The organism is Streptomyces sp. NBC_01515 (genome assembly GCF_045040345.1).
Taxonomy (GTDB): Bacteria; Actinomycetota; Actinomycetes; order Streptomycetales; family Streptomycetaceae; genus Streptomyces.
Genome location: NZ_CP109416.1, coordinates 10,172,309 through 10,197,937, shown reverse-complemented (window position 1 = coordinate 10,197,937; position 25,629 = coordinate 10,172,309). Strand labels below are relative to the sequence as shown.

Genomic DNA, 25,629 nt, shown 5'->3' with positions numbered 1-25,629 from the left:
GGCCCGTGATCAGCGGGCGAGCGTTTTGGCCCCGCAGGACGAGCGGATCCTCAACTCGGGGAGGAGTTCGACGTGTTGACGCGGGGCCAGCCGTCGTCCGCTGCCGCGCTCGGCGAGCCGTTGCAGGAGGAGTTTCGCGGCCGACTCCCCCACCGCTCGCTTGGGCGGGGCCACGGCGGTGAGCGGTACGTCGGCGAGCGGGGCGACCTCGTCGTCGTAGGCGATGAGCGCCAGGTCGTCCGGGACGCGGATGCCTCGGGCCTGGAGTCGGGGCACGAGCACGATCGCGTCCTCGTCGCTGTGCACGAGGGCGGCGGTGACTCCGCGCTCGCGGACCGCGTCGGCCAGGTAGTCCACGCTCGATTCGTAGTCGCCGTGTTCGCGGACGGACGGGGCACCCCGGGCGTCGTCGAGACCGAGGGAGCGTACGGCCGCCTCGTAGCCCGCGCTGATCTGCGCGGCGTGCGGGCCGTCCTGGAGTACCGCGGTGATCCGGTGATGGCCGAGGGCGGCGAAGTGGCCGACGGCGACCGCGGCACCGTGGGCGCGGTCGGTGCGCACCCGGTCGAGGGCGGCGGCGGGGTTGCCGGGCGGGGCGGAGCGTTCGACCAGGACGGTGGGCACTCCCCGGTCCAGCAGCCACTGTTCCTGGCCGCCGACGGGCACACCGCCCGGCCAACTGGGCGCGACGAGCAGCCCTTGCGCGCCACCCGCGAGGAGGTGCCCGGCCTGGACGGCGTCCTCCGTGTCGACGTATCCGGAGACTCCGAGCACCAGTCGGCCGCCCTGTGCCGTCACGGCCTCGCGGGCACCGCGCACTGTGCCGGCGAAGATCGAGGCGGTGGTCGGCACGATCATTCCGATCACGACGCCCTCGGCGGACGCGGTGGACGCGGTGGACACGGCAGTCTCAGCGGACCCGGCGGACTTCTGTCGCGCCGACCGCGCCTCGACGGTGCTCCCGCCGCCCGGCCACACCACCGCGCCGTGCAGCCGGCGCACCCGGCCCTGGCCGGCCAGCGCCTCCACGTCACGCCTCAAGGTGACGGCGGAGACGCCGAGTTCGGCCGCGAGTTCGGCGACCCGCAGGCTGCCGCGCTCACGGACGAGTTCGAGCACCCGCTCATGGCGCTGGTCGACGTGCGGTCGCATGGGTCCCCCTGAAGGTCAAACTGGTCGCGGTCACTCTATGCGGCGGACCGTATCGATCGTTTCGATCACATCGGTCGCTCCAGATCTTCGAGGGGACTCAGTCCCCATCCGCAGCGCACTGAGTGCCATCCAGGTCGGCCTGGTGCTACGTTCCCGTCCATGAGCTCCAAGCCGCCCATGCGGGACGCCCTGGTGGCGGCCGCGTTCCAGCTGTTCCTGGAGCGGGGCTACGAACAGACCACCATCGACGACATCGTGGCGCTGGCCGGGGTCGGCCGGCGGTCGTTCTTCCGCTACTTCCCGTCCAAGGAGGACGTGGTCTTCCCCGACCACGAGCGTTGCCTGGCCGACATGACGGCCTTCCTCTCCGCCGGCGGCGACGAGCACGAACCCGTACGGCGGGTCTGCGACGCGGCCCGGCTCGTCCTGCGCATGTACAACGAGAACCCGACCTTCTCCGTGCAGCGTTACCGCCTCACCAAGAAGGTGCCGGGGCTGCGCGCCTACGAGCTGTCGGTGGTGTGGCGCTACGAGCGCGCCCTCGCCGACTATCTGCGCGGGCGCTTCGCCGGGCGCCGCGACGGCACCCTGCAGGCGGACGTGATCGCGGCGGCCGTGGTCGCGGCGCACAACAACGCCCTGCGTTCCTGGCTGCGTTCGGACGGGCAGCGCGACGCGGGTGCCGAGGTGGACCACGCCCTGGGGTATGTGCAGTCCGCCTTCGGACACCCTCCGGTGCGGGCCGTCGGCGTACAGCAGGAGCATCGCCCCGAGGACGTCGTGGTGGTCGTCTCCCGGCGTGATGCCCCCATGTGGCGCGTCGTCCAGGAGATCGAGTCCGCGTTCGGCCGCGACTGAACCGGAAAAGCCAAGGGTACGCAGTGTCTTTACGCTTGGCACTGAGTGCCATACGCTGTGGTCGTGCACGGTGGCACGGCAAGCCGCGCACCTGCGTGCCCGGCTCGCCCGTGCGCGCGGGATTCCGGCCGAGCGCAGGGAGTTGACAGCGTGTACCACCACTCAGGATTCGCGACCCGTCCGGCAGTCGGCTCCCCGGCGGGCCTCCTCGATCCGCCCACCGCGGACGGGGACACCATCCTCTTCCAACGCTGTACCTGGTGCGCTACGGCCATGTACCACCGGCTGTTGTGCCCGGTCTGCCAGGGCGGGGACCTCCGCACGGAGCGCAGCGAGGGCACCGGTACGGTCCGCCACTCCACGGTCGTGCACCGCAACACCCCCGCCGCTCGCAATGTGTCGCTGATCGAGATGGCCGAGGGCTTCGTGGTGCGCGGCCGGGTCATAGGCCCGCCCATCGGCATCCACAGCGGCGACCGCGTCCGGCTGTCCACGGCCAAGGACCCGGTGCGCGGCGAGCCGGTCTTCCAACTTCTCGACGAGCCGTACCGCGCCTGGCACTGACGGCCGAACCGGCTGGATCGGCCGAGCAGTTCGGCACCGACCCGCCCCGATCGGCGGGCGGTTACTGAACGGCCGTGGCGCGAGCCCGAGTTCGGGCCCACCCGACGAAGATCAGCCGAATCCTCCTCCACAGGCAACCCACAGGCTCTGCTTCCCGTCCTCCGGGGCGCGAGAGGCTCCCGTGATCGACGGGGCGCCTGAGCCTGGGGTTCGAGGAGGAGAACACATTGTTCCGTGCCCGGCGAATATGGGTCACGGCCGCGGCGGTGCTCGCGGTGGCGGGAGGGATGTCCGGGTCGGCGCAGGCGGTGCCACCGTCGGACGCCGGACCGTTCACGGCGGCGGCGACGGCCAACGACGGTACTCTCCCGCCGGGTTGGCGGATCACGGGGAAGGGCTCCGCGCAGCAGCTGGTCTGGCGCTCCGGCCAGCGGGTGCCCATGGGGGACGCCCGCGTCGAGTTCCACGCCGGGGGCCGGCTCCTCGGTGTGCCGAGCCCGGCCAAGGACGGACGGACGTTCCGGCTCGGCCTCGGCGCCGTAGCCCCCAAGCAGCTGACGGACCTTCAAGTACTGGCCGCAGGACGGCGGTTGGACGCCGCCGGTGACAACAGCGGCTCCGGCAAGGGCCGTTCTGAGGTCGCCGCGCAGCCCGCGGCCCCGCTCCCGGCCGGCGCGATCGATCCCGGCAAACCGGGCACGTACCGTACGACGACCGGCGAGTACTCGCTCAACTCGGTCCGGCTGCCCGGGTATCCGCAGCCGATCGAGATGCGGGCCGTCGTGGTCGCGCCGAAGGGCGCCACCGGCAAGCGGCCGCTCGCACTGTTCCTGCACGGCCGCCACTACACCTGCTACAAGCCCGGCACCGAGGACATCACCGGCGACTGGCCCTGCCCCACCGGCCTCAAGTCGGTCCCGAGCTACCGGGGTTACCTGCGCGACCAGCAACTCCTCGCCTCCCAGGGCTACGTCACGGTGTCGATCTCCGCGAACGGCATCAACGCGCAGGACGCCGATGCCGAGGACGCCGGCGCGCAAGCCCGTTCGTCGCTGATCCGGCAGCACCTGGCCCACTGGGCCGACTGGTCCGCCCACCCGGACACCGCTCCGCCGGTCGTCCGCAACGCACCGCAGGCCGACCTCTCCCGCGTCCTGCTGATCGGCCACTCGCGCGGTGGCGAGGGCGTCAACCGCGCGGCGATGGACAGCCTCTACCCGCCGCCGGCCACCCAGGACGGCTATCACGGCCCGGTCCGCTGGAAGATCCGCGGCACCGTCCTCATCGGCCCGACCATCTTCGGCCAGAACCCGGTGGCCGACGTCCCGTCGGTGACGATCCTGCCCGGCTGCGACGGCGACGTCTCCGACCTCCAGGGCGAGGTCTACGTCGACGGCACCCGCGGGGTCAGCCGAGGTACCGCCCTGCACAGCGCGGTCTACGTCGAGGGCGCCGACCACAACTTCTTCAACACCGAGTGGACGCCGGGCCAGGCCGAGGCGCCCGCGTCCGACGACTTCTACGACGACCCCGACCAGCGGGACGCGGTGTGCTCGCCGGGCGCCGCGACCCGGCTGACCGCCGACCAGCAGCACAAGGCCGGCTCCACCTACATCGCCACGGCCGCACGGCTGTTCATCGGCGGCGACGACCGGGCGCGCCAGCTGCTCGACGGCTCCGGCCGCCGGGCGCCCTCTGCCGACCCCGCGCGGGTCCTCACCCACGCGGTGGGCGCGAACCGTGGTGCCGGGTTCCTGCCCGACGGTCAAGTCACCGTCTCGGGCGGCAAGTTGTGCTCCGCGGTGGACCCCGACCCGGCCGTCGCCTGCCTGAGCGAAGACTCCAAGGGCAGCTCGCCGCACTTCGCGCAGTGGGAGGCCTCGAAGGAGGTCGGCCGCCGTGCCGTCGCACTGCGCTGGTCCGCCGCCGGTTCACCGGTGACGGTCCGTCCGAGCAAGCCCGTCTCCCTCGGCGGCGCCAAGGGCCTCGCCCTGCGCGTGATCGTGCCGCCCAACACCACCGGCACCCAGCTCGACGTGTCCGTGACCGACACCTCCGGCCACCGCGCGACCCTCGGCCGGGTCCGCGTCGACGGCCTCCCCGGCACCCAGCGCACCGCGTCCTACTGGGCCCGCGAGGTCCGCGTACCGCTGGCCGCCGCCTCGCACGCCGGGCTCGACCTGCGCCACGTCAAGTCCCTTGACCTGACCCCGCGTTCACGCTCCGGCCAGGCCTGGCTGATGGACGCCTGGGCCTGGCGCCCCGGCACTCCGGCGGTCACCCCGTCCCCGCTCCCCCGCGTCGACATCGGCCGACTCACCGTCAAGGAAGGGGACTCGGGCGTCAAGACGTATCGCGTACCCGTCCAGGTCTCCGGCCACGGCAGCGGCCAGGTCCGGCTCTACGTCGACAACCCGGCCACCGGCCAGGACACTTCACGCCTGGTGACGGTACGGCCCGGCAGCAACGCCATCGACGTACCGGTCAAGGTAGAGGGCAACACCCGCTTCGACTACGGCGTCCAGCACGACATCTTCGTGAAGGCGGTGCACGGCGCGGTGGTCGGCGCCCACCGGGGCGGGGTGACCACCGAGAACGACGACCCGATGCCCACGTTCACCGTCACGCCGATCGCGGACCGGGTCACCGAGGGGCAGCCCCTCAAGTGGAAGGTGACACTGTCCGCACCCGCCGACGTGGAACTCAACCCCGCGTTCCTCGTCCAACCGATCGCCTCGGGCCCGGAGTTGTCCACCCTGGACGTCGACCCGCAGTGGCTCAGTGAGAACTCCGGTGAGGAAGCCGCGCCGGAGCGCCCGCTGTCCAAGGTGCTGAGCCTGTTCCTCTGGACGTCCGTCCCGGCGGGCCGGCTCAGCGGGGAGATCAGCGTCCCCACGATCACCGACCAGGTGACCGAACAACCCGAGTCCGTACGGTTCCTGGCCGTGGACGAGAACGGCGACCCGCAGAGCGGCGGACCGGAGTTGACCGGCACGGTGCTCGACGCGTCGTAACGGAACGCCGTAAAAGAACGTCGTCACGGAACATCACACGAAACGAAGGGGCCGCAGCGCGAAAGCTGCGGCCCCTTCATCGTGCGACTGACGACATCGTGCGCTCGTGCGGGTGCTCAACTCGGCTTCTGTGTCCCGCCGTTCATCTTGGCGCGGTTCTCGGTGAGGAGTTCCTGTACGCGTTGTTCGACCTCGCGGGGGTCGAGGCCGAGGGCGGCGCCGATGTGGGCGGACCAGACCTCGGAGCGGAGGTTGGTCTCGAAGTCGAGGTCGGCGCGGACGTTCTCGCGGGTGGCCTGGCGGTTCTGGCTCACCATGACGAAGGTCGACAGGAAGATGGCCTCCAGGCTGACGATCATCGTGAGCAGCCCGTACGGGTACGGGTCGAATATCCCGGCCTGCCCGAGGAGCCCTTCGTTGAGGGCGATCCAGACGGCGAACCACAGCGCGTGGATGTAGACGAAGAGCATGGTGCCGGCGAACGCGGTGATCGCGTCGGCGACCCGGTCCTGGGTACCGCGCATCCGGGCGAAGACGACGCGCTCCTGCCGCAGCGGCAGGTCGTCCGGGTTCAGCGCGGGGTCCACGGGCTCTCCCTGGGTTCGGTGTGCAAGGGATCGTCCTCAGGGTGCGAGCGTCACGCGGATGCCGACGGCACCCTCGACCCCGCGGCGCAGCCGGCTGCCGAGGATCGTGATGCGCCCGACGAGACCGTACTTGCGCGCGATGAGCTTGCGGTATTGGGCGGTGGTCTCGGGGTCGCAGATCTCGGCGGTGCCGGGGACCTGGTTGCCGGTCGGGTTGCCGCGCAGATCGCAGGGGCCCACGAGGACGTCGGCGCGGGCCCGGATGCGCTTGACCTTCCAGGAGTCGGCGGGCGTCCAGACACCGAGGGCCTCGCCGTCGCGCACCACCCACACCGGGGTGGCGACCGGGGAGCCGTTCTTGCGGTAACTGGTGATCAGCAGGTACTGGCCTGTGCCGAGCCGGTCCAGCGGGGTCTCGTCCATGGTCGGCAGTCTAAGCACCCGCCGGTGCCCGCAGGAGATCGAGATACCGCCGAGCGAAAAGGTAGGCGTCGCCGGGCCAGCGCGCCGAGAGATAGGTCCCGTCCCGCACGACGAACGCATGCGCGTCGTCACTCGCGGTACCACGCCGGGTGAGCTCCCTGGGACCGCGCTCGAACTGCGTCCCCGGTTCGTCGAGCGCCGCCCGCACCTCGTCCTCCACGTAGGCCGGGTAGGTCCGGTAGTAGCGGCCGAGCCGCCAGCCGGTGGTCAAGTAGGCGGTACGTTCCATGTACTTGGGCAGACAGGTCGTACGGCGTCCGGCGATGACACTGCGACCGGTGCCCGGGTCGCGGGTACGCGCCAGCACGAGAACGCCGTGACAGATCGCGCCGACCGGACGGCCGAGCTTCCAGAACTCCCCGACTAGGGCCTGCAGTTCGGGCGACCCCAGGTACTGACGCATGCCAGGCGCGTGTCCGCCGGGCAGCAACAGCCCGTCGAAGCGGCTCACGTCCAGGTCCGCCCACGCGACGGTGGCACTGAACTCCGGTGCGGCGGTCAGCTGTTCGTAGAACCGCTTGGGTTCGTCCTCGGCACCGAGCTGCCCGAAGAGCACCCCGGTCAGCAACCGAGGGTCGGCGGCGGGCAAGGTCCCGGCCCGCTCGGTGGCGAACACGACCTCATGCCCGGCATCGGTGAGCAACCGCCACGGCACGGCGACCTCAGTGACATCGAAGTCCCGGTCGGGGACCGGCATCAGCACGCGCATGGGGTCATCATGACAGCCGGGGTGAGTGTCCATGACAGCACGGCGGCTCGGCTCGCTTCGGCACCGACGCCCCGCTCACCGCAACGCCCCCACCGCCAGGGGATTCGGTTCACCGGACGTCTCCTGCGGGATGCTGGTCATGAGGCACAAGACAGGGGGATGCGCGATGACCGGGAATCCTGAGAACGGCGCCCTGATGGAGATCGCCTGCGACGAGTCCGGCTCGGACGGCGAGAACCTCACCGGCGGGAACACGGACGTCTTCGCCCATGCGAGTGTGCGGCTCCCCGCGGAGACGGCCGCCGAGTACGTGCAGGAGATACGGCGCCGGATCCGCTCGCCGGCGACGGAGTACAAGGCGAACCATCTGCTGCGGGACAAACACCGGGCGGTGCTGGAGTCGTTCCTCGGCCCGGCCGGACCGTTGCGCGACGGGAACGCCCATGTGCATCTGATCGAGAAGACCTTCTTCGTCGTGGACCGCGCCGTCGACCTGCTCCTCGATGAGGAGGGCGACGACAGCGAGGCGGTCACCCTCTTCCGGGAAGGGCCCAGGACCTTCGGCGAGCGTGGCTGGCGGGACTTCCTCGCCGCCTCCAACCAACTCCTCCGGGTCAGGAACGACGCCGCGGCGACCGTCCCCGCCGACGTCTTCTTCCGCACGGTCGACGCCCTGCGCGACGAGTACTCCGGTACGACCGCGGGCGTGATCGTGGGGCGGCTCGCGGCGGCCCGGTCGCGCGCGGAGTCGTACCGGGAGCGGATGCGGGACTCCCCGGTGCTGTTCCCCGTCCTCAATCCGCTGCTCCCCTCGATCGTCAGTACCACCCGGTACTGGCTCGCCGGTGGCCGGTCCGTCCGCCTGGTGCACGACCGGCAGAACATGCTCACCCCGGAACGGATCGCCTGGATCATGGAGTCGGCCCCGCTGAGCGACGTACAACTCGTCGCCGCCCGGTCCGACGCCCGGGTGCAGCTGGCCGACTTCCTGGCCGGTATCGCCCGCAAGCTGGCCTCCGACGAGCTGAACGGCCGCGGCGAACCCGCGCTCACCGCGCTGCTGCGCCCGTACGTCGGCACGGATTCCGTCTGGGGCGACGAGGGCAGCGGGCTCAGGCTGGGCACCGCCGAGGCCAACTCGGCCGTGTAGACCGCTCGTTGGCCGCATGGGCTGAAGCCGATCCTCCGTGAGGTGAACACGGGAGCGCCGGGCCACGTATGGAGGAAGGGCACTCAACGACCGGAGAGCCCCGCGGTGTCGTACCGCACGTTCGGGGTTCGGGAGCCAAGCATGAGGCACGCACGACGACGGGTCATCCGGCGAGTTACACGGTTGGCGGCCGTCGGCGGACTCCTGCTGGGAGGTGCCATGGTCACCCAGGCGGCCATGGCCAGTGACTCTTCCGGCACGTCCGCCGCCACGCTCAGCGCGCCGCAGACCCCTGCGGACAAGGGTTCCGCCCTGGTGGCGAAGCTCGGTTCGGCCCGTACGGCGGGCAGTTGGGTCGATTCGGGCGGCCGTACGGTCGTCGCGGTGACCGATCCGAAGACGGCGGCCGAGGTGACGAAGGCGGGCGCCGAGGCGAAGGTCGTGCAGTACAGCATGAACGTGCTGAACTCGGCCGCCACGACGCTGAGTTCGGCGCCGAAGGTGCCGGGCACCGCCTGGGCGATGGACTACCGCAACAACAGGGTGCTGGTCGAGGCCGACAGCAGCGTCTCCGCCACCGCCTGGGCCGCGATGAAGAAGGTCGCGACCGGCATCGGTGCCTCGGTCCAAATGCAGCGCACGCAGGGCAAGTTCACGACCCGGATCAACGGCGCGCAGCCGATCCTGTCGACCGGCGGGCGCTGTTCGGCGGGCTTCAACGTGACCGACGGGACGAACGACTTCATCCTCACGGCCGGGCACTGCGGGCCGGTCGGGTCCATCTGGTTCGCCAACAACCAGGGCGACCAGCAGTTGGGCAAGACGGTCTCCGACAACTTCCCCGGCAGTGACTTCTCCCTGGTGCAGTACGCGAGCGGTTCGGCGGGCGACGGCGCGGACGTCGTCGCGATCGGCAACGGCAGCGGGGTGACCATCACGGGCCTGGCCGACGCGGCCGTGGGCGAGAAGGTGTTCCGCAGCGGCAGCACCAGCGGGCTGCACGACGGCGAGGTGACCGCGCTCAACGCGACGGTGAACTACCCCGAGGGCACGGTCACCGGTCTCATCCAGACCACGGTGTGTGCCGAACCGGGCGACAGCGGCGGCCCGTTGTTCGCCAACGGCATCGCGCTGGGCGTGACGTCGGGCGGCAGCGGTGACTGCACGGCGGGCGGTACGACGTTCTTCCAGCCGCTGACGAAGGCGCTGGCCGCGCTGAACGTGAAGTTGCTGGTGGCGCCGAAGACGGCCGCCTCGCCCGCTCCGTCCGCCTCGGCCGCCGGCAGTGGGGCAGCCGCCGGTGCGGCCACGCCCGGGATCTCGGCGCCCGCGACGAACACCACATCGGGGTCGACGACTCTGGCGTCGCGGCTCACGGACCCGAAGAACGTGGGCCCGGGTCTGCTGGTGATCGCGGGAAGTCTGATCGCGCTGGTGGCGACGCGCTGGATCCGCGCCGAGCAGGACCGCAAGGCCTTCCAGCGGCACTACTCGGCGATGTGGGGCTGATCACTCAAGGGTGTTCGACGAGGGAGTTTCGACGGGGGGGATCGGGTCGGTCGGGTCGACAGGGGCTCGGCCGGCTGGACCGGGGTCACGAGGAAGGCCGGGCCGCGGGATACCGAATACCGACAACGACACCTGCGTCGGTCGACAGCGGTGGCGCTCAGGCCGCCTCGGCCGACGGCGGAGCCGCGGCGGCCCACTCCATCACAAGCCGTCGGTACTCCTCGCGCTGTTCGACGCTCAGTGTCCCGCCCGATCGGTGCCACAAGGCCCTGATCTCCTCGTTGACCTCGGCTGCCGATCGCTCGGTGGCTGATTCAACGCTGGTGGACATGGTGTGAAGCATACGTCGCCCAAGGTGAAGGCGATGTGAGTAATCACGAGTGAACCGGACATATCGGACCGTGTTGCTGATCACGTCATCTGTCAAGCCCCGTAACGCAATTCACACCTCGGCCACACCGAGCACCAGCACCTGGATCGCCAACACCGCTGCGCCACGCGCCCAGTCGTGGAAGTCGGACACCTTCGTCTCCACGTCGAGCGGGGCGGCCAGCGGATGCCGGTGGGCGCGGAGCGTGTCGTCCACCGTCTTGCCCGCCACGTCGATCAGGCCGACGCCCTCACCGGCGAGCAGAATCTTCTGCGGGAGCACGAAGTTGGCGATCTGAGCGACCAACGTGCCCAGCGCGCGGGCCGCTTCGTCGATGACACGGGCGGCCATGGGCTCACCGGCGGCGGCGCGGGCGAGGATCTCCTCGTAGCTCAGGTCGAGTCCGGTGGCGGCCCGGACCTGGTAGCGGATGCTCGGGATGGTCAACAGCGAGACGGCGCTGCCGCGTTGACCTGCGGGGGTGATCGGGCCGTTGGGGTTCAGGATCCAGTGACGGCCGAACCCGCGGTCCTCCTCGGCGTACGGCACGCGCTTGCCGCCGAGGACGAGGCCGTAGCCGATGCCCGCGCCGATGGTGAGGACGACGAAGCGGTCGAGGCCGCGCCCGGCACCGAACCAGGTCTCGGCCTCGACGAGGGCGGCCACGTCGTTCTCGACGACGACCGGCAACCCGGTGCGCTCCTCGACGAGTTGGGCCAGCGGGACGTCGCTCCACTGCAGGAAGGGCGACTCCCCCACCACGGCACGGTCCTGGACGAGTCCGCCGACGCCGATACCGATGCCGGTGAGCGTGGGGAAGCGGGCGGTGAGTTCGCCGGTCATCCCCCCCAGCAGATCGGCCACTTGGGCGGGATCGTGGGTGGTGAGCGGCCGGTCGAGGCGGGCGACGATCTCGCTCCTGAGGGTGGTGACGACGCCGTAGACCATGTCCTCGGTGACCTTGAACCCGACGAACGTGCGCGACTCGGCGACCACGTCGAGGGGCTGGGAGGGGCGGCCCTGGCGGACCTCGGCCGGGCCGCCGCCGTCGGGGACCTCGACCAGCAGGCCGGACTCGGTCAGCGGCTTGGTGAGGCGGGTGAGGCTGCCCGCCGAGAGGTCGAGCCGGCGCGCGAGGTCGGTGCGCGACAGCGGGCCGTGGACGAGCACCTCGATCGCGACGGAGCGTTCACCGGGGCTCAGCGGCTGCCAGCTGGCGGCACGTGTGGTCATGAGGGTCACACTCCCACAAGGATTCCCTCCCCGAGGTTTCTTTTCCTCTGGAAGTAACAGGACCAGTCTACGGCCATAATCCCGCACAGAAAAGATCTGCGCACGGCTATTGACGCCTGGATTCTTTCGTGACGAAAGTAAGTGGCCCGAGGACGAGCCGTCGTAGACAAGGGAGTCTCCAGATGACCATCGCCTCAAGCAGTCCCCCGACCCGCAGGCCGCGGGCGCGTGAAGACAGCGGCGACGGTCGGCTGGCGGCGGTCTTCATCGCCCCGGCCCTGCTGGGCTTCCTGGTCTTCCTGCTCTGGCCGACCCTGCGCGGCATCTACCTGAGCTTCACCCGCTTCAACCTGCTGACCCCGGCGAAGTGGGTGGGCCTCGACAACTACGACCGGATGGTCCACGACCCCATCTTCTGGTCGTCGTTGAAGGTCACCGTCGAGTACGTGCTCATCAACATCGGCATCCAGACGGTGGCGGCCCTCGCCATCGCGGTCCTGCTCCAACGGCTCACCCAGTCCGCTCTGTTGCGCGGGATCGTGCTGACGCCGTACCTGATGTCGAACGTCGTCGCCGGCATCGTCTGGCTGTGGATCCTCGACACCCAGCTCGGCATCGGCAACGAGATCATCGGCGGGCTCGGCTTCGACCACATCCCCTTCCTCGCCGACAAGACCTGGGCGATCCCGACGATCGCCCTGATCAACGTGTGGCGGCACGTCGGCTACACCGCGCTGCTGCTGTTCGCCGGGCTGCAGGCCATCCCGGGCGACATGTACGAGGCCGCGAAGGTGGACGGCGCGAGCGAGTGGCGCATGTTCTGGCGGATCACGATGCCGCTGCTGCGGCCGGTGCTGGCGGTCGTGCTGATCATGACGGTGATCGGTTCGTTCCAGGTGTTCGACACGGTCGCGGTGACCACCGCGGGCGGCCCGGCGAACGCGACGAACGTCCTCCAGTACTACATCTACGGCTCCGCCTTCGGACGCTTCCAGTTCGGCTACGCGTCCGCGATGTCCGTGGCCCTGCTGATCGTGCTGAGCGCCATCACGTTCCTCCAGTACCGGCTCACCCGCGCCGGCCAGACCGACCTCGGCTGACCGGAAGGAGTCGACATGGCCACCCTGACCACCACGCCCAACGTGCCCAACACCCCTACGCCTACGGCAAAGCAGGAGGTCGTACGGCCGCCCCGGCCCCGGCCCTCCGTCGGCAAGGTCGCCGCCTGGATCGCGATGGCCGCGATCATGCTGATCACCCTGCTGCCCTTCTACTGGATCCTGCGCACCGCGCTCTCCACCAACACCGGCCTCGCCGCCCACCCCTCGGACCCGCTGCCGGTCGACTTCACCACCGGCGGCTTCGAGCGAGCGCTCGGCCTCCAGTCGACCAAGGAGGCGATCGCACAGGGCGGTTCGGGCGGCGGCCTCAAGTTCTGGCGCTATCTGCTCAACTCGGTGATCGTCTCGACCCTGATCACCGTCTGCCAGGTGTTCTTCTCCGCGATGGCTGCCTACGCCTTCGCCCGGCTCCGCTGGCGCGGCCGGGACCGGATGTTCGGTCTGTTCCTGGCCGGGCTGATGGTGCCGGCGATCTTCACCCTGCTGCCGAACTTCGTCCTCATCAAACAACTCGGGCTCGTGGACACCCTGTTGGGGATCTCGCTGCCGACGATGTTCATGACGCCGTTCGCGGTGTTCTTCCTCAAGCAGTTCTTCATGAACATCCCGCGCGAGGTCGAGGAAGCCGCCCTGCTCGACGGCGCGGGCAAGATCCAGGTCTTCTTCCGGGTCCTGCTGCCGATGGCGGCCACGCCCGTCCTGACGCTGGGCGTGCTGACGTACATCACGTCCTGGAACGACTACTTCTGGCCGCTGATGGTGTCCTACAGCGACAGTTCCCGGGTGCTGTCGGTGGCGCTGGCCATCTTCCGCTCGCAGACCCCGCAGACCGGCTACGACTGGTCGGGCCTGATGGCGGCGACCCTGATCGCCGCGCTCCCAATGCTCATCCTCTTCGGGGTGTTCGCACGCCGCATCGTGAGTTCCATCAGCTTCACCGGAATCAAGTAAGGGGCAGGGCATGCGATTTCGTACGGTCATGGCATTGACCGGGGCGCTCGCGCTGTCCCTGACGGCGGGCTGCGCGAAGGGCGACTCCGTGGGCTCGGCCTCGGACACGGTGACGTACTGGCTGTGGGACTCCAACCAACTCCCCGCCTACCAGGCCTGCGCGAAGGGCTTCGAGCGGCAGAACCCCGGACTCAAGGTCAAAATCACCCAGTTGGGCTGGGGCGACTACTGGACCAAGCTCACCGCGAGCTTCATCGCGGGCACCCAGCCGGACGTGTTCACCGACCACATCCAGAAGTTCGGCCAGTTCGCCGACCTGAAGGTGCTCCAGCCGCTGGACGACCTCGACGTCCAAGCGTCCGCCTATCAGCCCGGACTCGCCGCCAACTGGCAGGGCCAGGACGGACATCAGTACGGCACGCCCAAGGACTGGGACACGGTCGCCCTCTTCTACAACCAGAAGATGGCCAAGTCGGCCGGTCTCAGCGCGGATCAGCTGAACAGCCTGTCCTGGAACCCGACGGACGGCGGCACCTTCGAGAAGGCCATCGCCCATCTGACCATCGACAAGAACGGCAAGCGCGGCGACGAACCGGGCTTCGACAAGCACCACGTCAAGGTGTACGGCATGGCCACCGGGGGCGCCGGTGACTCCGACGGTCAGACGACGTGGAGTCCCTTCACCGCCTCGGCCGGCTGGAACTACACGGACAAGAAGCGCTGGGGCACGAAGTACCAGTACGACAGCAAGACCTACCAGTCGACGGTCAAGTGGTACTTCGGCCTGGCGAAGAAGGGCTACCTCGCGCCGTTCACGGACTACAGCGACGGCGCCAACCCGCCCAACGCGCAGATCGCGGCGGGCAAGGCGGCGACCGCGTTCGACGGCGCCTGGATGATCTCCACGTACGCCGCGGCCAAGGGAATCAAGATCAGCACCGCCTACACCCCTACCGGTCCGACCGGGAAACGGGCGACCATGATGAACGGACTGGCCGACTCGATCACCAAGAACGCCCACAACAAGGCGGGCGCGCGGAAGTGGGTGACCTACCTGTCATCGGACAACTGCCAGAAGACAGTGGGGAGTTACGGCATCGTCTTCCCCGCGACCCCGGACGGCACGAAGGCCGCCGTCGCCGCCTACAAGAAGAAGGGCATCGACGTCACGGCCTTCACTCGGCCGGTCGCCGACAAGAAGGACTTCGCCACCTTCTCCTTCCCGATCACCAACTACTCGGCGGATGTGTACGCGTTGATGCGCCCCGCCATGCAGGACGTCTACGCCAACGACGCACCGGTCAGCGGCCTCAGCAAGACCAACAAACAGATCAACTTCATCCTCGGACAGTGATGTTCGTTCAGTGATGTTCGTTCAGTGATTTCCGCTCAGGGAAATCCCCGTCAGAGAAGGACACGCACCCATGACGTTCTCCCTCGGCATCGTCGGAGCAGGCCAGTTCTCCGGCCAGTTCGCCCGACTGTTCCAGGCCCACCCGGGCGTGAGCGAGGTCTATGTGACCGACCTCCTGCCGGAGCGGGCGGAGCAACTGGCCGCCGAACAAGGGCTGGCGGGCACTTTCCCCTCCTACGAGGCGATGCTGGAATCGCAGGCCGTCGACGCCGTCGCGATCTTCACCCAGCGCTGGACGCACGGCCCCCTGGTCCTCCAGGGGCTCGGCGCCGGCAAGCACGTGTACTCCGCGGTCCCGATGGCGATCAGCACGGAGGAGATCGCGGCGATCATCGACGCGGTCCGGGCCACCGGACTGACGTACATGATGGGCGAGACCAGCCAGTACAACCCGGCGACCGTGCACGCCCGCAACCAGATCGCGGAGGGCGCCTTCGGGCGGATCTTCTACGCCGAGGGCGACTACGTCCACGACATGGACCTGGGGTTCTACGAGGCGTACCAGTACAGCGGCGGCGAGGGTTGGAAGGCCACCGCCAGCTATCCGCCGCTGCTGTACCCGACGCACTCGGTGGGCGGGGTGCTCGGCGCGTGGCAGACGCACGCGGTGAGCGTGTCCGCGATCGGCGTGGTCGACGAGCGCGGGGACGGGGTCTTCGACAAGGAGGTCAGCCAGTTCGGCAACGACTTCTCCAACGCCACCGCGCTGTTCGAGGTCGCGGGCGGCGGCTCGTTCCGTACGAACGAGTTCCGGCGGGTGGGCTATCCCTCGCAGATCCGGGAGTCGCGTTTCCGGTTCTTCGGGACGGACGCGAGCATGGAGCAGCTGGCGACGGTGGCCTTCTGGCAGGACAAGAAGGGGGTGCAGGACATCAGCGAGCTGCTGGAGCCCAAGCCCACCATGTCTCCTGACGATCCGTCACTCCAGCACATCGCGCCGGACCTCCGTGCCGCCTTCACCTCGGGCTCGGCGCCGGTGCACGACCGGTCGCGGCTGCCGCGGGAGTTCGACAACCTGCACAACGGCCACGAGGGCAGCCACCACTTCCTGGCGGACGACTTCGTGACCGCGGTCAACTCCCGCACCCTGCCCAGCGTGAACGCGTGGGTCGCGGCCCGCTACACCCTGCCGGGCATCATCGCGCACGACTCGGCGCGGCAGGGCGGAGCGCGGCTGGAGATCCCGGACTTCGGGGACGCGCCCGAGTAACTCGGCCGTCACGCAAGCCGGGTGACCGACTGTCAGGTCCCCGGCTTGCGGCCGTAGACGAAGACGTCGTCGCCGTTCTTCAGCAGCGACCAGTACTTCTTGGCGGTGGCCGGGGTCATGTTGACGCAGCCGTGCGAGCCCGGCGGGTTCCACATGCTGAGGCCGACGGAGTGGAAGGCCTGGCCGCCGTCGAAGAACTGGCTGTACGGCATGGCCACGTTGTAGATGGTCGAGACGTGGTCGATGTCCCGCCAGTAGATCTTCTTCAGACCGGTGCGGGTCTCGAAGCCGTTGCGGCCCGTGCGCACGGGGACCGGGCCGTAGACGAGCCGGCTGCCGTCCTGGATCCAGCTGATCTGGAGCGTGAGGTTGACGCAGGCGATGCGGCCCTTGTTGGTCGGGCACTTGCCGGCCGCGTTGGGCTTGGTGCCCACGGCCTTCTGCTTGTTCATGAGGTCCATCACGCCCCAGGTGACGGACCCGGCATAGCCGATGTTCGGCGTGATGCCGTGCTTGGTCTGGAAGGCCTTGATCGCCTTGCAGTCCGCGGCGGACTGCTTCCCGTCGACCGGCCGCCCGAGGAACTTCTCCACCTGCTTCTGGTACGGCCCCTTCTGCGTCGTACAGCTCGTCGCCGCCTGCGCCGGAGCGCCGCCCAGCACGAGCGTGAGCGGTGCCACCAGCCCGGTGATACCGAGCGCTATGGCACCTCGTCTGCGTATGTCCCCCATGTCGGACCCTCCCCGTCAGCAAGAACTGCGATCTCTGCCACCTAGACCGGAGTATGGCGGTCGAGGTTGTAGTACAGGACACGCTGCGACGAAACGGTGACATTCCTCGCCTGCCGGTCAACGTGCGCACCGGTGGCCGTCGCCCTTCAGCAGTCCAGTTCCCCCGAAGTGGACCGATACCCCGCCCACCCCCTCCGCCTACGCTGCCGCCCATGCACCGCACTCTCTCCGACGACCTCTCCCGGCTCCCCGCCCTCCTCCAGTCCGCCCGCGACATCGCCGCCCGTGAGCTGGACGGGATGGCCGAGCGGCCGGTCGTCCGGCAGGACAAGGCTCCGGACCGGGAGCCGCTGCCGGCCGAGGGAGCCGGTGGCGAGGCGGCTATCGCGCGGTTCGCGGAGCGGTGGGCGCCCGGGCTGTCGGGCTCGGCGGGCCCGCGCTACCTCGGCTTCGTGACCGGCGGTGCGACACCCGCGTCGGTCGCCGGGGACTGGCTGACCAGCGCGTACGACCAGAACGTGTCCGGGGCGGCCGGTTCCTGGGCGGCGGCGCTTGAGCGGGAGACGGTCGGCTGGCTGCGCGAGCTCTTCGGGCTCGGAGAAGCGCACTCGGGGGCCTTCGTCACCGGCGCGACCATGTCCAACACGGTCGGGCTCGCCGTCGCCCGCGAGTGGCTCGGTGAACGCCTGGGCGTGGACGTGTCCCAGGACGGCGCCGCCGCGCTCGGCCCGGTGGACGTCCTCTCCGGCAGCCCGCACTCCAGCGTCAGCAAGGCACTCTCCGTGCTGGGCATCGGCCGCGACCGCATGCGCTACGTGCCCGTGCTCGCCGGAAACCGCGAAGCCGTCGACGTGGCCCAACTGGACGCCGCCCTGGCCGAGTTGAAGGGCCGCCCGGCGATCGTCGTCGCGAACGCCGGCACGGTGAACACCGTCGACTTCGACGACCTGCGGGCGATCGCCGCCCTCAAGGAACGGCACGACTTCTGGCTGCACGTGGACGCCGCGTTCGGCGGCTTCGCCGCGCTCTCCCCCGCGTACGCCCACCTCGTCGACGGCCTCGACGCGGCCGACTCGGTCTGCGTCGACCTCCACAAGTGGCTCAACGTGCCCTACGACGCGGCCGTCCAGTTCACCCGCCGCCGCGACCTCCAGACCAGGGTGTTCCACAACGCGTCCCCGTACCTCGGCCCGCCGACCGGCGACCCCGACTTCCTCCACCTCACCCCCGAGAACTCCCGCAGGCTGCGCGCCCTCCCGGCCTGGTTCTCCCTCATGGCCTACGGCCGTGCCGGGCACCGCGAGATCGTCGAGCGCAACGTCGCCCTCGCGCACCGGCTCGGCGAGGGCATCGCCGCGCTCCCGGGCCTGCGGCTGTCCGCGCCGGTCCGGCTGAACGTCGTGTGCTTCACCCTGGCCGAGAACCCCACCCAGGAGCGGGTGTCCGCCGTCGCGGAGGCCGTCGCCGCCACCGGCGAGGCGTTCCTGACCCCGACGGTCTACGACGGGACACCCGCGCTGCGTGCCGCGTTCAGCAACTGGCGTACGTCCGAGGCCGATACGGACCGGGTGCTGGCGGCGCTCGCCTCACTGCGCCTTGGCCTCGCGCTCTGAAAGGGCCTGCCGGAACCCGGAGTTGACCGCGGTGAGCCCTCCGTCGACAGCGAGGGTGGTCCCGGTGATCCAGGAGGCGTCCCGCGAGGCGAGGAACGCGACGGCCGCGGCGATGTCCTCGGGCTCGCCGACCCGGCCGAGCGGATACAGGCCGCTCACCGCGTCCAGTGCGTCCTCCCGGCCCTCCCAGGCCGAGGTCCGCACCGTGCCCGGCATCACCAGATTGACCCGCACGCCCCGCCGCCCGGCGTGTCCGGCGAGGGTGCGGGTCAGCGAGGTGAGTCCGGCCTTGGCCGCGCTGTAGGCGTGGTTGCCGAAGTCCTGACTGCCGTTCACGGAACCGATGTTGACGATCGCCCCGCGTCCCGAGGCGACCAGGTGCGGGAGGGCGGCGCGGCAGCAGCGGTACGTCCCCGTCAGCGTGATGTCGAGGTCGCTCGCCCACTCGTCGTCCGGTTCGTCCTCGAAGAGCGGGAGGTCGGGCGTGCAGTGCGCGGCGCTGTTGACCAGGACGTCGAGCGTCCCGAAGGACTCGACGGCCCGGGCGACGGCCCGCTCCACCGCCTCCCGGTCCCCCACATCGCACCCGAACGCCTCGGTAGCCAGGCCGAGTTCACGCAGCGCCGCCGCCGTCCTCTCCGCCTCGGGCAGATCGACGTCGGTCACCAGAACCCGCGCCCCCTCCTCCGCGAGCCGCCGGGAGATGGCCGCACCGATGCCACGTGCAGCACCGGTGACGAGAACTCCGTACCCCTCGAAGCGCGTTGTGTCAGTCATGACTTCGAACGTACTGCCGGAACGATCAACTCGGCAGATAACGTGCGGACATGCACGCGTTCCTACAGCAACTGCCCGCGCTCATCGGTGTCGTGATCGGCGCCCTCGGCTCGTACGTGGCGATCGTGCGGGGCGATCAGGCACGGTTCCGCCGTGAGCGGGCGGCCCGTTGGGAGGAGCGGCGGCTGGAGGTGTACGCCGAGTACGCCCGGACGCTGAAGAGGTCCGTGACCCTGGCCTACCGGGTCGCGTCCCACCTCGGCAACGACCCGCACCCGCACCCGCTGAGCCTGGCGGAGGCGGAACCGCTGCTGGCCGAGGCGACCGTGGGCCGCGATCCCTCCGGCGAGGCGCTGATCCTGCTGGGAAGTCCGGAGGTGGTGGAGAAGGCCCGGGCATGGGTCAGCGCGGTGATGGAGATGGAACGGTTCATGCGCACGGAGACCCACGACCCGGCCGCCTGGCGGCAGTTGATGGACCGTCAGCGCGCCGGCCGCGAGGGCTACTACGCGGCCGTACGCGAAGACCTGGCGCTCCCGCCCGGCCACTCGGGCCGCTGGCTGACGACCCAGGAGTGACCTACGTTCCTCACCGGTACCCGGTCACGTCCGCCGGTTTCCCCGCGTCCTGCACCTCCACCAGGTACCGCCACGCGTCCGGGCGGCTGCCGTCGAGGTCCGTGAAGCCGTACACCGGGGCGAGTCCGCCGCTGGACAGCGACTGCCCGTTCCAGCGGGCCACTTCGGGGTCGGCGGCGAGGGCGGCGACGGCGCGGCCGACGTAGCGCGGGGTCTCCGAGATGGCGAAGTGGGGGACGTGTTCCAGGGCGTCACGCCAGTTGTCCTCGCCCACGCCGAACTGGCCGAGCATGATCTCCGAGCGCAGCCAGCCGGGGGTGAGTGCCACGGCGGTGGCGCCGCGCGGGCCGAGTTCGTGGCCGAGGGCGAAGGCCATGCGCAGGACGGACGACTTGGCGAGGTCGTAGAAGAAGGAGACGCGGTAGGTGTCGCGGTTGTACTCGGCGGTCCCGTCGGTCATCTCGACGACCAGGCCGCCTGGCCGGTGCAGCAGCAGGGGCAGCGCGTGGTGGCTGGTGATCGCGTGCGTCTCGACCGCCAGCCGGAGGAGTCGTAGGCCCTTGTCGAGGTCGTGTTCCCAGACGGGGGTGTCCCAGGCGAAGAGGTGCTCGCCGCCCCAGATGTCGTTGACGAGGAGGTCGAGGCGGCCCTGTTCGTCGTCGATCCGGTCGACGAGGGCCCGTACGGCCGAGGGCTCCAGGTGGTCGGTGGGTACGGCGATGCCCCGGCCGCCGGCCGCGGTGACGAGGTCGGCGGTGTCCTCGACGGTCTCGGGCCGGTCGTACTCGGAGCGCTGGGCGCGGGTGCTGCGACCGCTCACGTAGACGGTGGCGCCGGCCGCGCCCAGTTCCACGGCGATCCCGCGTCCCGCTCCGCGCGTCGCCCCCGCGACCAGCGCGACCTTGCCTTCCAGTGGACCCGGCATGTCCGACCTCCCGTGCTCGCTCGACTCGCTGTCCTGTCGATCGTGCAGGAGAAGCCGGACACCTTCTGTCGGGTTTTAGCGGGTGTCTCTCAGTGCCCCCGCGCGATCCACTCCTCCAGGTGCGCGGCCTCCGCCCCGACGGTCGTCGAGTCGCCGTGTCCCGTGAGCACCTTCGTCTCGGGCGGGAGGGTCAGCAGCCGGTCACGGATGGAGTCGATGATCGTCGGGAAGTGGGAGTACGACCGTCCCGTGGCGCCCGGTCCTCCGTGGAAGAGCGTGTCGCCGGTGAAGACCGTGCCGAGCGCGGGGTCGTACAGGCACACCGCTCCGGGCGCGTGCCCCGGCGTGTGCAGCACCTTCAGGTCGGCGCCCGCGGCCTCGATCACCTGGCCGTCGGCGAGATGGGCGTCGGGGTCGCGGTCGGGGTGGGTCTGCTTCCACAGGGGCAGGTCGTCGGGGTGCAGCCAGATCGTGGCGCCGGTGCGGTCGGCGAGTTCGGGCGCGGCGTCGATGTGGTCGTTGTGGGCGTGGGTGCAGATGATGGCGGTCAGCCTGCGGTCGCCGATCGCGGCGAGGATGGCGTCGGCGTCATGGGCGGCGTCGATGACGACGACCTCGTGGTCGTCGCCCACGATCCACACGTTGTTGTCGACGTCCCAGGTACCGCCGTCGAGGCTGAACTGCCCGGAGGTGACGAGGTGTTCGATGCGGGCGCCCATCACAGCTCCACCACCGAACGCAGCACGTCGCCGCCGTGCATCCGCTCGAACGCCTTCTCCACCTCGTCGAGTTGGATCGTCTCCGTGACGAACGCGGCCAGGTCCAGACGCCCTTGCTGATGCAGGTCGATGAGCATCGGGAAGTCACGGGAGGGCAGGCAGTCGCCGTACCAGGACGACTTGAGCGAGCCACCCCGCCCGAAGACGTCCAGCAGCGGGAGTTCGAGCTTCATCTCCGGGGTCGGCACGCCGACGAGGACGACCGTGCCCGCCAAGTCCCGGGCGTAGAAGGCCTGTTTGTAGGTCTCCGGGCGCCCGACCGCCTCGATGACGACATCGGCACCGAAGCCACCGGTCAGTTCACGGATGGCCTCGACCGGGTCATTGGCCCGGGAGTTGACGGTGTGCGTGGCCCCCATGGAGCGGGCCTTCTCCAGCTTGCGGTCGTCGATGTCCACGGCGATGATCCGCGCCGCACCCGCGAGCCGGGACCCGGCGATCGCCGCGTCACCGACACCACCGCACCCGATGACCGCGACCGTGTCACCGCGTCCGACGTTGCCGGTGTTGATGGCGGCACCGATGCCGGCCATCACGCCACAGCCCAACAGGCCGGCGACCGCGGGAGAGACGGCCGGATCGACCTTGGTGCACTGTCCGGCGGCGACCAGGGTCTTGTCGGCGAAGGCTCCGATACCCAGGGCCGGGGAGAGTTCCTGGCCGGTCGAGGCGAGGGTCATCTTCTGCTTGGCGTTGTGGGTGTTGAAGCAGTACCAGGGGCGGCCACGCAGACAGGCGCGGCAATTACCGCACACGGCACGCCAGTTGAGGATCACGAAGTCGCCGGGGGCGACGTCGGTGACGCCTTCGCCGACCGACTCGACGATGCCGGAGGCCTCGTGGCCGAGCAGGAAGGGGTAGTCGTCGCTGATGCCGCCCTGTTTGTAGTGCAGGTCGGTGTGACAGACCCCGCAGGCCTGTACCTTCACCACGGCCTCGCCGGGTCCGGGATCGGGCACGACGATCGTCTCGATCCGGACCGGCTCGTTCTTGCCCGGTGCGATCACGCCGCGTACTTCCTGCGCCATGGTCCTGAACCCTTTCGTCGCCGTTGTCCCTGCCTCCGACCCTACGCGTGACTGATCGGTAAGGGCGCGACGACGTCCTCCTGTGGAGTGGCCGCTCGCACCGGGATCCCGGTGCGGGAACGGGCAGGATGTCCAAGTCGCGGCGGCGGCAGGCGTGTTGGCGGGGTGGCGTAGGCTCGCGGCATGGCACATGGCGCACTGGTTCTGGCCGGCGGAGGTCTCGCGGGGATCGCGTGGGAGACGGGAGTGCTGCTCGGCATCCAGGATGTCGAGCCGGAGGCGGCGGCTCGCATCATCGGGGCGCCGACGACGTTGATCGGCACGTCGGCCGGGTCGACCGTCTCCGCTCAGCTCTCCACGGGTGCTCCACTCGACGTTCTCTTCGAACGGCAACTCCATGAGACGCCGACCGAGATCTATGTCGAAGCCGACTTCGACGCCTTCATGGCGAGCATGGCCGCGGCCCACAGCGAGGCGACGTCGCCGGACGACGCACGCCGCCGCATCGGCACGATCGCCAAGGACACCAAGACAGTTGACCGTGCGGTTCGCCGCGGCACGATCGAGGCCCGGCTCTCCGGCATGACGTGGAGCGACCGCGATCTCCGCATCACCGCGGTGGATGCCGACACCGGGGTCCCGGTCGTGTTCGACCGGACGTCGGGGATCTCGCTCGTCGATGCCGTAGAGGCGAGTTCGGCCGTTCCGGGCATCTGGCCCGTCGTTCCGCTGACAGGACGCCGCTATATCGACGGAGGGGTGCGCACGATGGCGAACGCGGACCTCGCAGTCGGCTTCGACCCTGTTCTGGTGCTCCTCCCGCAGCCAGAGCGCACGGCAACGGGATATTCGATCGACCCCGCGGAACTCGCGACGCTCTCGCCGTCGCGCGTGCACGTGGTGTACGCGGATGCCGCCGCGGTCGCCGCGTTCGGCACCAACCCGCTTGATCCGGGCGTGCGCGGGCCGTCCGCCCTTGCCGGTCGCGACCTCGGACGAGAGATCGCGTCGCAGGTCGCCGCGTTCTGGACAGGCCAGGACCGGCCGACACCGCGGGCGGCGACCGACGTAGCCTGAATGCTCCGACCGACTCCCGAGGAGCGCCGTGAGCATCGCAGGGACTCAGAGCGGTCCGCCGACCTGGCGGTTGCTCCTCGACTACGTACGGCCGCACCGCTGGGCCCTGTTGGCGGGTGCGCTGCTCTCGTTGGTCACCGGGGGCACCGGGCTGCTGTTGCCGCTGGTGGCGCGGGGGCTCATCGACGACCTCTCGCACGACCGGACGATCACCGGGGCGCTGCTCGCGATGTCGGCGCTGGTGGTCGCCAACGCGGCGCTGGGCGCGCTGGGTTCATACGTTCTGCGGCGTACCGCGGAGTCGGTGGTGCTCGGTGCGCGGCGCGCGCTGTCGTCGTATCTGCTGCGGTTGCGGATCGCGGCCGTGGACCGCAGCGAGCCCGGCGATCTGATGGCGCGCATCACCTCGGACACGACGCTGCTGCGCGAGGTCACCACGGACTCGCTGGTCGGACTCGGCACCGGCGGGCTCACGCTCGTCGCAACTGTCGTGATGATGGGCATCGTTGACCCGGTGCTGCTGGGCGTCACCCTGGCCGTGATCGCGGGCGCGGGCACCGTGCTCACCCTGATCCTGCCGCGCATCAACCGGGCCAGCCGGCAGGCGCAGGACGCGGTCGGCGTGATGGGTGCCTCGCTGGAGCGGATCCTGGGCGCGCTGCGCACGGTGAAGGCGTCCGGCGCCGAGGAGCGCGAGGAACGCACCCTGCACGCGGCGGCCGAGGAGTCGTGGCGGCAGAGTGTGCGGGCCGCCAAGTGGAGCGCCGCCGCGGGCAATACGGCCGCGCTGTCGATGCAGGTCGCCTTCATCACCGTCCTCGCGGTGGGCGGAGCGCGGGTGGCGACGGGTGCGATCGACATCGGCACGCTGGTCGCCTTCCTCCTCTACGTCTTCTATCTCATGCAGCCGATCCAGCAGGTCGTCGGCGCGATCACGCAGTACCAGACGGGCACCGCGGCTCTCTCCCGCATCCAGGAGGCGCTCCACCTCCCCGCCGAACCCCCGTCCCTGCCCGCCCAGTTGCCCTCCCCCGGCGCCGAACCAGCGGCCCTCGCCTTCGACGACGTCCGCTTCCGCTACGCCGACGACCTCCCCTACGTCCACCACGGCGTGACCTTCGAGATACCGGCCCAGGGCATGACGGCCTTCGTCGGCCCGTCCGGCGCGGGCAAGACCACGGTGTTCTCCCTCATCGAGCGTTTCTACGACCCCGAGTCCGGCGCGATCACCCTCGACGGCCGGGACCTCGCGGAGTGGGAACTGTCCCAACTCCGGTCCGCCATCGGGTATGTGGAGCAGGACGCCCCGGTCCTGTCGGGTTCCCTGCGCGACAACCTGGTGCTCGGCAACCCGGACGCGGACGACGACGCCGTCACCCGTGTCCTGAAGACGACCCGCCTCGACGGCCTGGTCGCCCGCCTCCCGAAGGGCACCGACACCCTGGTCGGTCACCGAGGCACCCGCCTCTCGGGCGGCGAACGCCAGCGCGTCGCCATCGCCCGCGCGCTCCTGCGCCACCCCCGGCTGCTGCTCCTCGACGAGGCGACCTCGCAGCTCGACGCGGTGAACGAGGCGGCCCTGCGCGACACCGTCGCCGATGTGGCCCGTACGACGACCGTCCTGGTCGTGGCGCACCGGCTGTCCACGGTGACGATGGCCGACCGGATCGTCGTCATGGACGCGGGCCGGGTCCGCGCGGTGGGCACGCACCGGGAGCTGGTGACCGCCGACCCGCTCTACGCGGAACTGGCGGCCACGCAGTTCCTGGCGACGGCGGGCTGACCTCGCGGAACGG

Annotated in this window: 24 protein-coding genes; 13 read left to right on the top strand and 11 right to left on the bottom strand. The window is 70.1% G+C overall.

The window, feature by feature from the left end; translation table 11 throughout:
- Positions 1–9: 9 nt before the first annotated feature.
- On the bottom strand, positions 10–1,152 hold the full coding sequence (locus OG407_RS45100) for a substrate-binding domain-containing protein (protein ID WP_405866615.1): 1,143 nt from the start codon (positions 1,150–1,152) through the stop codon (positions 10–12).
- Positions 1,153–1,329: 177 nt separating this feature from the next.
- On the opposite strand from OG407_RS45100, the gene OG407_RS45095 reads away from it, so the two are divergent.
- The 3 genes from OG407_RS45095 (at position 1,330) to OG407_RS45085 (ending at position 5,588) form a co-directional block, all read left to right on the top strand.
- A complete protein-coding gene (locus tag OG407_RS45095; protein ID WP_405868928.1) occupies positions 1,330–2,010 on the top strand; it encodes a TetR family transcriptional regulator in 681 nt (226 codons plus the stop codon).
- Positions 2,011–2,160: 150 nt separating this feature from the next.
- On the top strand, positions 2,161–2,574 hold the full coding sequence (locus tag OG407_RS45090) for an OB-fold domain-containing protein (protein ID WP_328675713.1): 414 nt from the start codon (positions 2,161–2,163) through the stop codon (positions 2,572–2,574).
- A gap of 227 nt (positions 2,575–2,801) precedes the next feature.
- Entirely contained in the window at positions 2,802–5,588 is a 2,787-nt protein-coding gene (locus OG407_RS45085; RefSeq protein WP_405866613.1) for an alpha/beta hydrolase family protein, read from the top strand.
- 116 nt (positions 5,589–5,704) lie between these two features.
- On the opposite strand, the gene OG407_RS45080 is transcribed toward OG407_RS45085, so the two are convergent.
- The 3 genes from OG407_RS45080 to OG407_RS45070 are packed head-to-tail and all read right to left on the bottom strand — an operon-like array spanning position 5,705 to position 7,367.
- Complete coding sequence (locus tag OG407_RS45080) at positions 5,705–6,175, bottom strand: DUF1003 domain-containing protein (RefSeq protein ID WP_405866611.1); 471 nt, start codon at positions 6,173–6,175, stop codon at positions 5,705–5,707.
- 36 nt (positions 6,176–6,211) lie between these two features.
- Positions 6,212–6,598: a PPOX class F420-dependent oxidoreductase gene (locus OG407_RS45075; RefSeq protein ID WP_405866609.1), complete on the bottom strand. Its 387-nt coding sequence runs from the start codon at positions 6,596–6,598 to the stop codon at positions 6,212–6,214.
- Between the two features lie 10 nt (positions 6,599–6,608).
- Positions 6,609–7,367 carry a type 1 glutamine amidotransferase domain-containing protein gene (locus OG407_RS45070; RefSeq protein ID WP_405866607.1) on the bottom strand — a complete coding sequence of 253 codons (759 nt, stop codon included), beginning with the start codon at positions 7,365–7,367 and terminating at the stop codon, positions 6,609–6,611.
- 166 nt (positions 7,368–7,533) lie between these two features.
- Here OG407_RS45070 and OG407_RS45065 point away from each other — a divergent pair, with 166 nt between their 5' ends.
- Together OG407_RS45065 and OG407_RS45060 are read left to right on the top strand one after the other, a co-directional pair.
- Entirely contained in the window at positions 7,534–8,517 is a 984-nt protein-coding gene (locus OG407_RS45065) for a hypothetical protein (protein WP_405866605.1), read from the top strand.
- Positions 8,518–8,658: 141 nt separating this feature from the next.
- Positions 8,659–10,026: a S1 family peptidase gene (locus tag OG407_RS45060; protein ID WP_405866603.1), complete on the top strand. Its 1,368-nt coding sequence runs from the start codon at positions 8,659–8,661 to the stop codon at positions 10,024–10,026.
- A gap of 157 nt (positions 10,027–10,183) precedes the next feature.
- Here OG407_RS45060 and OG407_RS45055 read toward each other — a convergent pair whose 3' ends face one another.
- Together OG407_RS45055 and OG407_RS45050 are read right to left on the bottom strand one after the other, a co-directional pair.
- A complete protein-coding gene (locus OG407_RS45055) occupies positions 10,184–10,369 on the bottom strand; it encodes a hypothetical protein (protein WP_328675720.1) in 186 nt (61 codons plus the stop codon).
- A gap of 99 nt (positions 10,370–10,468) precedes the next feature.
- Positions 10,469–11,629, bottom strand: coding sequence for an ROK family protein (locus OG407_RS45050; RefSeq protein WP_405866601.1), 1,161 nt, complete (start codon positions 11,627–11,629; stop codon positions 10,469–10,471).
- A gap of 182 nt (positions 11,630–11,811) precedes the next feature.
- Here OG407_RS45050 and OG407_RS45045 point away from each other — a divergent pair, with 182 nt between their 5' ends.
- The 4 genes from OG407_RS45045 (at position 11,812) to OG407_RS45030 (ending at position 16,325) form a co-directional block, all read left to right on the top strand.
- Positions 11,812–12,729 carry a sugar ABC transporter permease gene (locus tag OG407_RS45045; protein WP_318020689.1) on the top strand — a complete coding sequence of 306 codons (918 nt, stop codon included), beginning with the start codon at positions 11,812–11,814 and terminating at the stop codon, positions 12,727–12,729.
- 15 nt (positions 12,730–12,744) lie between these two features.
- Positions 12,745–13,701, top strand: coding sequence for a carbohydrate ABC transporter permease (locus OG407_RS45040; protein WP_405866599.1), 957 nt, complete (start codon positions 12,745–12,747; stop codon positions 13,699–13,701).
- A gap of 10 nt (positions 13,702–13,711) precedes the next feature.
- The gene (locus OG407_RS45035) at positions 13,712–15,055 is read left to right on the top strand and encodes an ABC transporter substrate-binding protein (protein WP_405866597.1); all 1,344 of its coding nucleotides are present in this window, start codon (positions 13,712–13,714) and stop codon (positions 15,053–15,055) included.
- A gap of 70 nt (positions 15,056–15,125) precedes the next feature.
- Positions 15,126–16,325 (top strand): Gfo/Idh/MocA family protein, encoded by a 1,200-nt coding sequence (locus tag OG407_RS45030; protein WP_405866595.1) that lies wholly within the window; start codon positions 15,126–15,128, stop codon positions 16,323–16,325.
- Positions 16,326–16,357: 32 nt separating this feature from the next.
- Here the strand turns inward: OG407_RS45030 and OG407_RS45025 are convergent, their stop codons facing one another.
- On the bottom strand, positions 16,358–17,056 hold the full coding sequence (locus tag OG407_RS45025; protein WP_405866593.1) for a L,D-transpeptidase family protein: 699 nt from the start codon (positions 17,054–17,056) through the stop codon (positions 16,358–16,360).
- A gap of 212 nt (positions 17,057–17,268) precedes the next feature.
- On the opposite strand from OG407_RS45025, the gene OG407_RS45020 reads away from it, so the two are divergent.
- A complete protein-coding gene (locus OG407_RS45020) occupies positions 17,269–18,669 on the top strand; it encodes a pyridoxal phosphate-dependent decarboxylase family protein (RefSeq protein ID WP_405866591.1) in 1,401 nt (466 codons plus the stop codon).
- Here the strand turns inward: OG407_RS45020 and OG407_RS45015 are convergent.
- Positions 18,643–19,446, bottom strand: coding sequence for an SDR family NAD(P)-dependent oxidoreductase (locus OG407_RS45015; protein ID WP_405866589.1), 804 nt, complete (start codon positions 19,444–19,446; stop codon positions 18,643–18,645). The genes OG407_RS45020 and OG407_RS45015 overlap by 27 nt on opposite strands.
- A 50-nt stretch (positions 19,447–19,496) precedes the next feature.
- Here OG407_RS45015 and OG407_RS45010 point away from each other — a divergent pair, with 50 nt between their 5' ends.
- The gene (locus tag OG407_RS45010; RefSeq protein WP_405866587.1) at positions 19,497–20,024 is read left to right on the top strand and encodes a hypothetical protein; all 528 of its coding nucleotides are present in this window, start codon (positions 19,497–19,499) and stop codon (positions 20,022–20,024) included.
- A 10-nt stretch (positions 20,025–20,034) separates the two neighbouring features.
- Here OG407_RS45010 and OG407_RS45005 read toward each other — a convergent pair whose 3' ends face one another.
- From OG407_RS45005 to OG407_RS44995, 3 genes are all read right to left on the bottom strand, one after another.
- A complete protein-coding gene (locus tag OG407_RS45005) occupies positions 20,035–20,949 on the bottom strand; it encodes an SDR family oxidoreductase (RefSeq protein WP_405866585.1) in 915 nt (304 codons plus the stop codon).
- Positions 20,950–21,038: 89 nt separating this feature from the next.
- Positions 21,039–21,668 (bottom strand): MBL fold metallo-hydrolase, encoded by a 630-nt coding sequence (locus OG407_RS45000; protein WP_405866583.1) that lies wholly within the window; start codon positions 21,666–21,668, stop codon positions 21,039–21,041.
- A complete protein-coding gene (locus OG407_RS44995) occupies positions 21,668–22,756 on the bottom strand; it encodes an S-(hydroxymethyl)mycothiol dehydrogenase (protein WP_405866581.1) in 1,089 nt (362 codons plus the stop codon). Before OG407_RS44995 ends, OG407_RS45000 begins: the two co-directional genes overlap by 1 nt.
- 183 nt (positions 22,757–22,939) lie before the next feature.
- On the opposite strand from OG407_RS44995, the gene OG407_RS44990 reads away from it, so the two are divergent.
- Together OG407_RS44990 and OG407_RS44985 are read left to right on the top strand one after the other, a co-directional pair.
- On the top strand, positions 22,940–23,833 hold the full coding sequence (locus tag OG407_RS44990) for a patatin-like phospholipase family protein (protein ID WP_405866579.1): 894 nt from the start codon (positions 22,940–22,942) through the stop codon (positions 23,831–23,833).
- A gap of 28 nt (positions 23,834–23,861) precedes the next feature.
- On the top strand, positions 23,862–25,616 hold the full coding sequence (locus OG407_RS44985; RefSeq protein ID WP_405866577.1) for an ABC transporter ATP-binding protein: 1,755 nt from the start codon (positions 23,862–23,864) through the stop codon (positions 25,614–25,616).
- The last annotated feature ends 13 nt before the right edge of the window (positions 25,617–25,629 follow it).

Coding starts and splice junctions, on each gene's coding strand:
- OG407_RS45045 (WP_318020689.1), top strand. CDS start 11,812: ATGACCATCGCCTCAAGCAGTCCCCCGACCCGCAGGCCGCGGGCGCGT.
- OG407_RS45030 (WP_405866595.1), top strand. CDS start 15,126: ATGACGTTCTCCCTCGGCATCGTCGGAGCAGGCCAGTTCTCCGGCCAG.
- OG407_RS45075 (WP_405866609.1), bottom strand. CDS start 6,598: ATGGACGAGACCCCGCTGGACCGGCTCGGCACAGGCCAGTACCTGCTG.
- OG407_RS45060 (WP_405866603.1), top strand. CDS start 8,659: ATGAGGCACGCACGACGACGGGTCATCCGGCGAGTTACACGGTTGGCG.
- OG407_RS45100 (WP_405866615.1), bottom strand. CDS start 1,152: ATGCGACCGCACGTCGACCAGCGCCATGAGCGGGTGCTCGAACTCGTC.
- OG407_RS45000 (WP_405866583.1), bottom strand. CDS start 21,668: ATGGGCGCCCGCATCGAACACCTCGTCACCTCCGGGCAGTTCAGCCTC.
- OG407_RS45070 (WP_405866607.1), bottom strand. CDS start 7,367: ATGCGCGTGCTGATGCCGGTCCCCGACCGGGACTTCGATGTCACTGAG.
- OG407_RS45025 (WP_405866593.1), bottom strand. CDS start 17,056: ATGGGGGACATACGCAGACGAGGTGCCATAGCGCTCGGTATCACCGGG.
- OG407_RS45015 (WP_405866589.1), bottom strand. CDS start 19,446: ATGACTGACACAACGCGCTTCGAGGGGTACGGAGTTCTCGTCACCGGT.
- OG407_RS44995 (WP_405866581.1), bottom strand. CDS start 22,756: ATGGCGCAGGAAGTACGCGGCGTGATCGCACCGGGCAAGAACGAGCCG.
- OG407_RS45010 (WP_405866587.1), top strand. CDS start 19,497: ATGCACGCGTTCCTACAGCAACTGCCCGCGCTCATCGGTGTCGTGATC.
- OG407_RS45035 (WP_405866597.1), top strand. CDS start 13,712: ATGCGATTTCGTACGGTCATGGCATTGACCGGGGCGCTCGCGCTGTCC.
- OG407_RS45020 (WP_405866591.1), top strand. CDS start 17,269: ATGCACCGCACTCTCTCCGACGACCTCTCCCGGCTCCCCGCCCTCCTC.
- OG407_RS44990 (WP_405866579.1), top strand. CDS start 22,940: ATGGCACATGGCGCACTGGTTCTGGCCGGCGGAGGTCTCGCGGGGATC.
- OG407_RS45095 (WP_405868928.1), top strand. CDS start 1,330: ATGCGGGACGCCCTGGTGGCGGCCGCGTTCCAGCTGTTCCTGGAGCGG.
- OG407_RS45065 (WP_405866605.1), top strand. CDS start 7,534: ATGACCGGGAATCCTGAGAACGGCGCCCTGATGGAGATCGCCTGCGAC.
- OG407_RS45055 (WP_328675720.1), bottom strand. CDS start 10,369: ATGCTTCACACCATGTCCACCAGCGTTGAATCAGCCACCGAGCGATCG.
- OG407_RS45050 (WP_405866601.1), bottom strand. CDS start 11,629: ATGACCACACGTGCCGCCAGCTGGCAGCCGCTGAGCCCCGGTGAACGC.
- OG407_RS45005 (WP_405866585.1), bottom strand. CDS start 20,949: ATGCCGGGTCCACTGGAAGGCAAGGTCGCGCTGGTCGCGGGGGCGACG.
- OG407_RS45040 (WP_405866599.1), top strand. CDS start 12,745: ATGGCCACCCTGACCACCACGCCCAACGTGCCCAACACCCCTACGCCT.